The organism is Cytobacillus sp. QJM3NY_8 (assembly GCF_056173585.1).
On sequence record NZ_JBWBUY010000002.1, the window covers coordinates 199772 to 211457 of the forward strand.

The following is an 11686-nucleotide window of genomic DNA, read 5'->3' on the forward strand; positions in this document are numbered from 1 at the left end:
AGGTGAATTTTTTTACGAGGTGTTAGAAGTGTCTATTTTTTTAGTTAAAGTTATTTTTATCTATATTGTGTTTATTGTAGCAGTAAATATTTTAGGGAAATCAGCTCTAGCCCAACTTACCCCTCATGATTTTGGAGCGATTCTTTTTTTATCTTAATCGAAATTTAAAGGAAAGTAGATATCCTTTACCTGAGCTGTTGTCTAATTTAAGAACATCAGGATATCCGGATATTCACGATATTGAATATGCGATTTTGGAAGCAACAGGTGAAATTAGCATTTTTCCAAGAAAAGAATTAGTTCCTATTACTCCAAAAGAGTTACATATGAAAGTGGAATACCGCGGATTACCCATAGCCGTTGTCATTGAAGGGAAAGTGCAAAAGCGTAAATTAAAATTTATCAACAAAAATGAAAAGTGGTTAAAGGAAGAACTAAAGGCAAAGGGATATCTTCAAATCAAAGATATTTTTTATGCTGCTGTTAGAGATACCGATCATTCATTAACCATTAACAAAAAAGATGTTAACGACTAATTTTAAGACGATTTCCTCCCAATATAAATTAATGTTTTCTCTTATTTACTCCTTATTGCATTTACCACTTTCATTTTCCAAATTTATAAAAAATTATACCTATATTTAGGAATTTACCAGATGGTAATTTTCAAAATCACTAAGTCTCTAGTTAGGACAGTGCCCAGATCATTACGCCTTTCGTGATGTCAGAACTTTCCCAACCTTAATTCTCTTTTTTTCGTTCTTAATATCTTATACAAGTTCTTATAAAGGTAGTCCATAATATATAACAGACAATCCCTTCATATTCCATACGTATACTGGTTACATAGTTTGTACATGTTAAGAGAAACAGAAGGAGGGATTCCAGTTGGAGTGGATTTTTTATCTATACCTGTTAAATATGTTCTTTATCTTATTCATAGCAATTTGGGAAGTTCGTCGGCCTGCCAAGGCTTTGAATTGGATAATAATCGTCCTTTTTTTACCTGTCATTGGTTTCTGGCTATATCTTAGCATATCAAACCCTAAGTTTATTCATCGAAAAAGATTGACCTGTTCTAAAAATGAATCTAACAAATTACCTGAGACATTCGGTGCTTCAGCATCGGTAATTGCCAATGCTTTACGGCATTTCACTGTGAATGGGCTTCGAATGGGCCAAGTCCAAGTGTTTAACAATGGGATAGCAAAATATGATCAACTCCTTGTATCCCTGCAAAAAGCCCAAGAAACAATTGATCTGGAATATTTCATATATCGGAATGACCAAATTGGTAATCGAATCACAGAACTGCTAATCGAAAAAGCATTAAATGGAGTGCAGGTTCGTTTTATGAGAGATAGCTTGGGGAGTTATAAATTCCCGCGTGAAAAAATCCGGCAGATGGTTGAAGCAGGGATAGAATGCAGGACAATATTTCCTCTGCGATTTCCCTGGATTTTGTCCAATTGGAATTATCGGGATCATTGTAAGATGGCCATAATCGACGGAAAGGTAGCTTTTAATGGTGGCATTAACTAGGATATGAATATACAGGATTGAAGCCTGACGTTGGCTTCTGGCGGGATACTCATTTGCAAGTCATAGGAGAAGCATCATCCGATTTGCAGACTGTTTTTGATGTTCATTGGGAAATCGCTGTGCCGGAAAGGATAAAATCAAAAACAAATTTGAAAACAAAATCAGAGGTAACGAAAATCAATTCAATCGGCAGAGCAGATCATTCCAAATGGTCAGCCGAATTGGGATCAGAGTTGAGCACCCTTGATGAAAAAGAAATGGACATATCCGCAAAAACTAGGACATTGCATAAAGCGTATATCCATACGTTGGAAGGAAACCCTGGAATTCCTACCCCAGTCATTCGGCAAGCTTACTTTATATGTATAACACAGGCGACCAAGACTATTGATTTAACAACACCCTATTTTGTACCAGAAACGGATATTATCATGGCATTAAAGACAGCAGTAGCTCGTGGTGTCCGTGTAAGATTGCTGGTTCCTCGCCACAATAATCAAAAAATCGTGGGCCTTGCAAGCCGTACTTATTACGGAGAACTTATAGAAACTGGAGTCGAAATCTACCAGTACGATAAAGGAATGATACATGCAAAAGTGTTGATCATCGATGAGGAAATTGCAGAAGTAGGCTCAGCAAACTATGATATGAGAAGTTTTCGCCTGCATTATGAGGTGTGTCAAGTTTTATACAGTGCTGATGTGGCGAGGGAACTCACTGAGCAGTTCCAACGAGATCTTACTGATTCTGTACCATTAAAAATTGAAGACTTGCTGCAACGATCCCTGACTGAGCGCATAGTTGAACAGGGTGCTCGCGTGCTTTCTCCATTATTATAAGTTGAAAAAACCCGTATTTTTTATCTTTCTGATTTTAATTTAGCTTACATGTTGTAATATAAATATTTTAAAACATGAGGGATTTTTGAAATCGAGTGAAATATAAAATGGAGGAATAAACTTTGGGTGAAATTTTTTTGGGTTTACTGACAATCAAAGTCATAGTAGGTTTTGTCACCTTATTTTTTATCATTATCATAACAGGCAGAACATCCATCTATCAGTTAACCCCGTTTCACTTAGTTTTTGTATTAGTGCTTGGAGATTTTTTAGGAAATACCATTTATGAAAATAAGGTAGGGATTTTTCACTTTTTATATGCCATCGGATTGTGGACGCTTCTCATGTTGGGGATAGAGTTCTTGACTCTAAAAAATAAATCGACACGTTCTCTCTTATTGGGCGATCCTAACATCATTATTCGGGATGGTATAATGGATAGAAAGTTACTTAAAAAGAACAAATTGGATGTAAATCAAGTATTAAGTATACTTCGACAAAATCAGGTTTTTTCTGTTCGCGAAGTCAAATACGGTATATTGGAAGCTAATGGGCAAATCAGTATATTATTACAATCGAAGTATCAAAAACCAGACATGCAAGATCTCAGTCTTCTAGAAAGTCCAGTATACCTCCCAATAAGGGAGAATCCATGAATGCCTTGGCACGAGCTATTTTCTTCGGAAAACAGGGAGAACTTAGAGAAAGAGCATTACAAGATCATTTACAGCGTGCCAGCTCATTAAATCTAATTATTAATGCCATCAGCATTTGGAATACCGTGTATTTATCACAAGCAATTGAACATTTTAAAAATATAGGAAAATATCAAGAGGAATTGCTTCCTCACATATCACCATTGGGATGGGAACACATAAACTTTCTCGGAGAATATTCATTTATACCTGAGATTTTGAACTCGATACATGCCCTGCGTCCACTTAGGATATAAAAAAGCCTGGTTTTTCTGCTTAACGTAGAAAAATCAGGCTTTTACCTTCTAAAAAATTCCTTAGCGTATTATATCTGCGTTTAGTCGGCAGTACCCCTTTATGGTTTCATCCATGGCAATGCTGTTTATTTGAAGAACATTTTTTTCGCTTTCAACATTTTGGACTCTGGTTATAGGGGTATTAAATCTGTTTTTGACAGCTACAGTTTCATTTTCGTGATTCTCTGTGTTTCTTGTATTTTGTACTAAAAATAGTAACCCTATGGATAAAAGAATAAGTATGGAAACGGTAACCAATAAGGCCCTTGGTATTTTTCTAATGAGACACCTATAAATAGTTTTGTTATTAGCTTGTTTAGTCACAGGGATTTTAACGATGAAATAAATGGAAAATAAAAAAGGAGTTTCGTTTACGTTGCTATTAAAGAAAGGAAAGATGATTAACTTTTGCTATTACTTATTTCTTTATTTGTTTTTTCAAATTAGGGTATGTAGGCAAATGTCTAGTCCTAGGATAATTAGGAAAATAAGATAAAACTAAATATATTCAATTTAAGAAAGGGGAGTTATAAAAATTATACAATATCATAATTACATGTCTTATTATCATCCTCAATATTCCAGCCAGTTTTCGCAATACCCTGAGCTGAAGGAAGTGCTGCAATAACCTATTTAATTGGCATAGACCGTTTATTTAACGGTTGAATCTTAGGGAATTAATAAAATGTTTTAAAAATAGTTGATATGTTCCATGCTTATAAAGGAAAACTAGTAGAGTTGAAATGTTTAAATGTATTTTTGTACTATTGGTTAAAAAAACAACAATTGAGCTTTATCATAACAGTTAAATTTGGAGCAATAAGGCACACCGTTTGAAAACAAACGGTGTGCCTTATTGCTGTTAATATTTATTCATCTATATTATCTGGATCGTTTACATCTTTAGGATCTTCAATGGGTTCTTCTGCATCAGGGACTAAATCAGCTTCATCATCTTTATTTTCATCTATATTATCTGGGTCATTTACATCTTTAGGATCTTCAATTGGCTCTTCTGTATCTGGGTCCACATCATTTTCATCTATATTATCTGGGTCATTTGCATCTTCAGGATCTTCAATGGGTTCTTCTGTGTCAGGATCTACATCCACTTCAGGTGGTGGTGGATCCTTATCCTCTTCTACATTATTACACCCCAATAACATGATGGCAGATAGAAAAACTGCTGTTAATAGCCTTAACCACTTTAGATTCATTTTTATCGTCCTCTCTATTGGTTGTTTACTTTCAATATTATCTTCTCCTTCCACTTTTTTATACGAACATTTTAACTTAACATCAATAAAATTAAGGTCCTTAATCACCAAACAGTAGCGGCCTAGGTGTCAGGAATTGAAGATAAAAATGTAGTACAGAGGAAAAGAGGCTTCTATCAAAAAAATGGTGCCATTTATCAAATGTAATTACATAACTGTGGGTTTTTGGTCATTTAAAAGCAGGATAAAATTGGAAGTTATAAAAAATATTCTTATACATCATTCTAATAAAGTAAAAATTAAAGGCGGCGTTATTTATAACAGTAAAAAATGACGTAAAGACAGCTCTACTAGGATTTGCAGGCTAGCTTCGAAACATTTGCAATCAACAAGCTAAGCAGCTTTACCAAGAGGCTACAAACTCAATCCGTTCTACACAGCGTTGAACCACGCGTTCAACAAATCGAACAAGAAGAACCGCAATAAGCCCAAGATGGAAGCCAAGCTTCCCAAGGCAGTACGCAAGGAGCACAAAATCAATAAGGAAATGAGTTTACAAGCAAAAATAATGAACAACAAGTAAGACAACAAAACAAACAAGCCCAGTCTCATAAAAAAAATAACTGAAGCACACGTTCGTAAAAATTACAATTCTAAGCTTTATGTCGCAACATTCTTGGTATATTACAGAGAGCGAATAAAAACTAAGCTTTCTTACCAAGAGTTGTTTTATAAAAAATATAAAAGGAGCAAGTGTTATGCGATTACCCGAAGACTTTATAAGAGCTAGGCATAAAAAAGAAGGGTTAAGTTTAGATCAATGCTTTTCAAATCCTATCATACATAGGGAGATACATGGGAATAAGGTATTCGTTCCATTGGATTTAAAGAGAATTTGGAATCAATAAAAGTTTTTAGCAATGAAATATAGCAACCGTTTTGATTATAAGGCTATTTTATATATAAGGGATCCCACCAACAAAAAGCGCTTAAAACATACGCTAAGCATAATTCGTCATGAATAAAGCCGATTTTTCCTCAACTTACGAGAAATAATCGGCTTTATGGATAAGGGAACAATCGATTGTCAAAATGAATCCATTCCTAAATACTATTTAAAAACCGGTTGATGTGAAACCATTACCATAATCTAAAAAAAGAGTATTATTCGGGGTGACACAAAAATAATTTATTCAAGTGGATTAACGGACTAGTGCGCCTAATATATGTGATATATATAAAGATATCTTACCATAGTGTAACGGGAGGGTAGTGATTTAGTACAGGATATCTGATGTTAAAAAGACTCCGGCAGGAGGAACGCCGTTCTGATATATAGGAGGTTCAGTGAGTGCTGTATCAGTTGTAGCAATCCAAGTTCCGTACTCACCTGCAAGCAAAGAGGGAGGTTTCATAATAAACTGTCCACTTAAAACGAAATGACGAATTCTAATCGAGGGATCATCAAATATAGATAAGTTACCAAAAAATGAGGCATATGGTGAATCAAAACTTATTTGTTTGGTGTTTTCTTCCCAATACCCATTAATTTGAATAGGTGTACCACGAAAATTAATTGTACCAGATACTTTATTATTACCTGTAATAGAATTAATGATGAGTACTCCCCAAATAATGGGTCGACCGGCTATAGAAGCCGAAATACCCCATTTTGATGGAAAAGGTATACTAACCATGAGTTTCTGTGCAGTTTGCAAAAGTTGATTCCTCGTTTCGTAATAATCATAAATACAAGAGTTTAAAGTTTAATTTCTATCTATACATCAGAGTGTTAAAAAAAGAAAGAAAGTCTAATAAATTATTTTAATATTTATTCATTTTGAATCTTCCATATTCGGTTTCGAACATTTCATTTACTTCCCAAGATTCAACGGTTTTATAAGCTGTTTGTTGATCAAAGCCTTTTCCCAGAAGGTAGGCCATTGCGGCAATTTCAGTTAGCGCATGTTCATAGGAAGTAAGAGCAACTTCTTTTAGACCATAATCAACAAAAGGCTTTATTGCCATTAATGTTTCACTTTTCAAATCCTGATCCGAATTTTCTCTCTCATCGGATTCATTACCCTCTAGATTTGGATGTGCTTCTTTGTATAGCACCTCCCACTGTTCATAAAGACTTGTAGCTGTCTCAAAGTCCTCAGAGTCTACTGTTAAATTTTTTTGTAATTTACTCATTAAATTACGCCATGTCTCTTCCCATTCCTCTAAAGTTCTTAAGTCAAAGAGTTTTGAGAACTTCGGTTTCACACTTTCCCAATGAACATAAATGTCGGTACACCATCCCAATAAATATTTATAGTTTTCCGTTTGGGCTTCCATTTTTTTATCACCCTTTTTAAATTTTTTCACTTCTAAAAAAAGAAGCAATATCGCGTGTAAAATGAGGTTAAATACCTTTTAAAACCAATTTACAATTCTATGGTATGTTTCACTTATGTCCCTAGACTAGGCATTTGTCTCATTTAACAAAATAAATTTTGTTTTCTTTCCAAACGGATAAATATGTTGCATTCTGCAAGTATAATTTTCCTTTGCAAACAAGGCCGGTGTTAAAAGTATAAAGGCATTTTTAAAACGTTCTTAACAAACAGATAAAGAGCAGGTAAGCTGAGGAACTTGATAAAAACCTGAAGGAAAGCCAACTCAATCGATTATGAAGTATATATAGGGGTCCTGCCGACAAAACGCGAATATTATACGCTAAGCAGATGTATTAGAATAAAAAGTCAATTCCATACATTAAGAATTGACTTATGTGTAATTAATGAAGCTCCTTCTATGTAATTTCGCTACTTAATATAGTTCCAGAATTACTCTTTTATCGTTCTTAATAATGTCCGTCTTGGTATTTCAATTTTCCTGAGTTCACTAAATTAACTTGAATGTTGATTTGCTCGATACTATCCTTATTTAAGAAAAATCGCTTTTCTTTTATCTCTTTATTCCATTTCTGGGGGTTCTCACGATATAATATTTCTCCTAACTTATAAACATCCGAATTTATCTCTACTCCTTTCTCAAAAGTCTTTAAAATCTCATCCCTTATTATTTTTTTCAGTGTTAGCAATTAACTTATTTTCACTAATTTCCTTTAACTTTTCGTTTATTCCAGCTTGTACGACTATGTTAATGTTATATAGGGGTAGCGTCAGGAAAATGCGGATTTACAACGCTAAGCCCATTTTCAAGACGATTACCCCAATTTTAACAACGTTAAGACAGTTTTAGTGGTCTTAGAGAATCTAACGCAACCATTTTTTCAGAATTAAAACGGTACTCTCCTAGTAAATTGATATGCTCCCAGCCTAAAGGAGACATATGATGCAACAAATCTTCATTAAAATTACCTAAACCTTTTTGGTATTCAACTGCTTTTGTCAGATATAGAGTATTCCAGACACTAATGGCGTTAATAATTATATTTAAAGCACTGGCTCTTTGCAATTGATGCTGGTTCGTTCCCTAAGCTCTCCTTGTTTTCCGAAGAAAATAGCTCTTGCCAGTCCATTCATCGCTTCTCCTTTATTCAATCCTTTTTGTATTTTTCTTCTTCATGATTCATCCGAAATATAATTCAAAATAAAGATCGTTTTTTCTATTCGGCCCATCTCACGTAAAGCGGTAGCCAAGCTGTTTTGTCTTGAATAAGAACCTAGTTTCCCCATAATAAGGGATGCTGAAACTGTTCCTTCATTTATAGAATGAGCTAATCGCAAAACATCCTCATAATTTTCTTTAATGACCTTTGTATTTATTTGTCCACGTAAAATGGCTTCTAATTTTGGATATTCACTTGCTTTATCTATTGTAAATAATTTCGAGTCTGATAAATCCCTTATTCTTGGAGCAAATTTAAATCCTAATAAATGAGTCAATCCGAATATTTGGTCTGTGTAACCAGCAGTGTCTGTATAATGCTCTTCTATGTTTAGATCCGTCTCATGGTGCAACAAACCATCCAAAACATGAATCGCATCCCTTGAATTAGTATGAATAATCTTTGTGTAGTAAGAAGAGAATTGATCACTAGTAAAACGGTAGATGGTGGCTCCTTTTCCGGTTCCATAATGTGGATTTGCATCTGCATGTAGTGATGAAACACCTAGCTGCATTCTCATACCGTCTGACGAGGATGTTGTACCGTCTCCCCAATAGGAAGATAATTGTAATTTAAAATTTACTAATACGGCTTGGGCTTTATTCATTGCATCTTCATACATGCGCCATTGAGATGCATTGGCTAAATGCTTATATGTAAGTCCGGGTGTTGATTCAGCCATCTTGCTTAAACCTATATTCATTCCCATTCCTAAAAGGGCAGCCAGAATAATAATCGTTTCTTCTTTATCCGGTTTTCGATTATTGGAAGCATGAGTAAATTGCTCATGAAATCCTGTTATATAAGCAATATCCATCAGTAAATCGGTTAATTTTATTCTTGGTAGCATCTGATACAGGCTTGCACTAAATTTTTTTGCTTCTTCTGGAACATCTTTTTCTAAGCGTGCAATTGACAGCTTTCCTTTTTCAAGAGAAACCCCGTCTAACTTGTTGGAATTGGCAGCTAACCACTTTAATCTTTCATTAATGCTGATGGTTCTCTCCGTTATAAAATCCTCGAATGATAAACTAACTGATAATCTCGTATTCTCCTTCGTTTGATTCCATGTATCTTCTGAAAACAAATATTCCTCAAAATCTCTATATTGTCTGCTGCCAACAATGGAAACATCTCCTGCCCGAACATGCTCCCGAAGTTCTGTTAAAACAGCCATTTCATAGTAATGACGATTGATTGTTGTACCATCATCTTCGTATAAATGCTTTTTCCAACGTTTTGAAATAAAATCCACAGGTGAGTCATCAGGCACTTTTCGCTTTCCGGATTCGTTCATGCCGCGGATAATCTCAACAGCTTGTAAAAGTGGCACATTTGCCTTTGTAGAATGAAATTCCAATACCCTTAATAGCGTTGGCGTATATTTTCTAAGTGAATAAAATCTTTTTTGCAGTAAGTCTAAATAATCATAGTCGGTAGGACGTGCAAGCTCCTGAGCCTCTTCCACCGAAGAAACAAAAGAATTCCATTCAATAATGGATTCTAAAACCTCAAAAACATCTAATTTTTCCTTTTTTGCTTTAATTAAAGCTTGTCCGATGTTTGTAAAGTGTATAACCTTCTCATTCAGCTTTTTACCGTTTTGTTTCTGAATTTCTTCTTGAGCCTTACGGCCTTTTGATAACAGATTGAGTATTTGTCTGTCATGAATTTCAAAAGCTTTATCCGTTAACTCCTGAGTAAGATGTAATAAATAGACGGTTAATATCGAATATCGTTTATTTTCTTGAAAGTCACGGAATGCATAAGGCTCATATCTTGAACCTAAGCGAGATAGTTGTAACAGGCGATTGCGATGCAAATGACTAATTTGTACCGTTTCCAATTCCATTTCTCGTATATATTCGAGTCGTTCTATTACTTTTAGAAATGTTTCGGGTGAAGGATGACCCTGTGGTTCCTTTAACCAACCCAATATCGTTTTATTGGATTCGGATGGATGCTGCGAAGTAATGATCTCTTCAAGCTTTTCTTTTTGGTTATTTGTTAGAGTTTGACTAACCGTATTAAATAGCATCTTTTCAGCCATTGCCCTTGCCTCCCACACCAATCTCTCAAGTGTAGTGATAGCAGGCAAAATGATTTTCTTTTTTCTTAGAAAATCTATACATTCATGTAGTAGATGCATGGCAACGCCATTTTCCAAAGCTAATTGATGAAGATGCTTAAATGCTATTCGATATTCTTTTAGTGTAAAAGTTACAAAGTCGTATTCACTTCGAATTTCTTTCAAATGATCCCAAAGTGTATTTTCTCTTTGAGGATAAAGACTAATCGAAGATGAAGTGGCACCGATTTGTTTCGATATATAATGTATGACTGAATCCGGGATGTTTTTGATATGAGTGTATGGCCAACTGGGATACCGAAGAACAGCTAATTGAACGGCGAACCCTAAACGGTTTTCTTCTCTCCTTCGTTTATTGATAATTCCTAAATCCCGTTTGGAAAAAGTGTAGTAGGTTCCTAGCACCCACTCATCTTCAGGAATTTGCATAAGGACCTGTCGCTGTTCCGATGTAAGCAATTCTCTACCTCTCGCAACTTTCATACAGTATCATCTCATTTCTGTAATTATTCAGTTAATTAGTTCAATTATATATCAATAGAGTGTACTCTATTGATACAAGTGTAATAGAGTGATAAAATCATAGTTAAGAGTGTCTCATAAGACTTGTCTCAAAAAGGGGTGATATTTTGCGGAAAATCGGTTATATACGTGTCAGTTCGACTAGCCAAAATCCTTCAAGGCAGTTTCAGCAACTGAACGAAATCGGAATGGATATTATTTTTGAAGAAAAAGTTTCTGGAGCAACAAAGGATCGTGAGCAACTTCAAAAAATGCTAGAGAATTTACAAGAAGGTGACTTTGTTTATGTTACAGACTTAACTCGGATCACTCGAAGTACGCAGGATTTATTTGAATTGATTGATTTAATACGAAGGAAAAAGGCAAGCTTAAAATCACTCAAGGATACATGGCTAGATTTATCAGAGAATAATCCATACAGCCAATTCTTAATTACGGTAATGGCCGGTGTTAACCAATTAGAACGAGATCTTATTCGTATGCGACAACGTGAAGGGATAGAGCTGGCTAAGAAAGAAGGAAAGTTTAAAGGTCGGTTAAAGAAATATCATAAAAATCACGCAGGAATGAATTATGCTGTAAAGCTATATAAAGAAGGAAATATGACCGTAAATCAAATTTGTGAAATTACAAATGTGTCTAGAGCTTCATTATATAGAAAGCTATCCGAAGGGAACAAATAGTCCCTCCTTATCCCATATTCCAGAAAAGGGCCATTATATATCGTTCTTACGGACAAACCCATGATAGTCCTGAAAGGGAGGTGACTTCTCGTTGGTCTCTCGTAGGCACATAAAATTGTGGCTATCTTTTGGCGATAGAAACGTACTGTTATGTATACCTCCAATCGGAGCGTCGGCGTACGTT

6 protein-coding genes and 5 pseudogenes are annotated in these 11686 nt (G+C 35.0%); 6 read left to right on the forward strand and 5 right to left on the reverse strand.

Annotation, left to right across the window (positions count from 1 at the left end):
* Positions 1-28 precede the first annotated feature (28 nt).
* The 4 genes and pseudogenes from AC0VZ9_RS27920 to AC0VZ9_RS27935 form a co-directional block, all read left to right on the forward strand.
* Positions 29-536: pseudogene (locus tag AC0VZ9_RS27920) on the forward strand (DUF421 domain-containing protein).
* A gap of 352 nt (positions 537-888) precedes the next feature.
* Positions 889-2381, forward strand: a pseudogene (locus tag AC0VZ9_RS27925) (phospholipase D-like domain-containing protein).
* A gap of 137 nt (positions 2382-2518) precedes the next feature.
* Entirely contained in the window at positions 2519-3037 is a 519-nt protein-coding gene (locus tag AC0VZ9_RS27930) for a DUF421 domain-containing protein (RefSeq protein WP_475397539.1), read from the forward strand.
* Positions 3019-3333, forward strand: a pseudogene (locus AC0VZ9_RS27935) (Tn3 family transposase); the annotation flags it as partial. The gene AC0VZ9_RS27930 and the pseudogene AC0VZ9_RS27935, both read left to right, overlap by 19 nt.
* A 908-nt stretch (positions 3334-4241) precedes the next feature.
* Here the strand turns inward: AC0VZ9_RS27935 and AC0VZ9_RS27940 are convergent.
* On the reverse strand, positions 4242-4700 hold the full coding sequence (locus AC0VZ9_RS27940) for a hypothetical protein (RefSeq protein WP_236566279.1): 459 nt from the start codon (positions 4698-4700) through the stop codon (positions 4242-4244).
* Positions 4701-4906: 206 nt separating this feature from the next.
* Between AC0VZ9_RS27940 and AC0VZ9_RS27945 the strand changes: the two are divergent.
* Positions 4907-5075, forward strand: a pseudogene (locus AC0VZ9_RS27945) (DUF1657 domain-containing protein).
* Positions 5076-5866: 791 nt separating this feature from the next.
* On the opposite strand, the gene AC0VZ9_RS27950 reads toward AC0VZ9_RS27945, so the two are convergent.
* The 4 genes and pseudogenes from AC0VZ9_RS27950 to AC0VZ9_RS27965 all read right to left on the reverse strand — a co-directional run bounded on the left by AC0VZ9_RS27950 (position 5867) and on the right by AC0VZ9_RS27965 (position 10780).
* Positions 5867-6307 (reverse strand): hypothetical protein, encoded by a 441-nt coding sequence (locus AC0VZ9_RS27950; protein WP_396105986.1) that lies wholly within the window; start codon positions 6305-6307, stop codon positions 5867-5869.
* A gap of 106 nt (positions 6308-6413) precedes the next feature.
* Positions 6414-6929 (reverse strand): hypothetical protein, encoded by a 516-nt coding sequence (locus AC0VZ9_RS27955; RefSeq protein WP_235252822.1) that lies wholly within the window; start codon positions 6927-6929, stop codon positions 6414-6416.
* 508 nt (positions 6930-7437) lie between these two features.
* Positions 7438-7677, reverse strand: a complete 240-nt coding sequence (locus AC0VZ9_RS27960) for a Ger(x)C family spore germination C-terminal domain-containing protein (RefSeq protein ID WP_071158518.1) — start codon at positions 7675-7677, stop codon at positions 7438-7440.
* A 146-nt stretch (positions 7678-7823) separates the two neighbouring features.
* Positions 7824-10780 (reverse strand): annotated as a pseudogene (locus AC0VZ9_RS27965) (Tn3 family transposase).
* Positions 10781-10926: 146 nt separating this feature from the next.
* Here AC0VZ9_RS27965 and AC0VZ9_RS27970 point away from each other — a divergent pair.
* The gene (locus AC0VZ9_RS27970) at positions 10927-11502 is read left to right on the forward strand and encodes a recombinase family protein (RefSeq protein ID WP_159868072.1); all 576 of its coding nucleotides are present in this window, start codon (positions 10927-10929) and stop codon (positions 11500-11502) included.
* Positions 11503-11686 lie beyond the last annotated feature (184 nt).

What these genes read in the sequence shown, in the direction of transcription:
- AC0VZ9_RS27955 (WP_235252822.1), bottom strand. Translation starts at nt 6,929, where the DNA reads ATGGAAGCCCAAACGGAAAACTATAAATATTTATTGGGATGGTGTACC.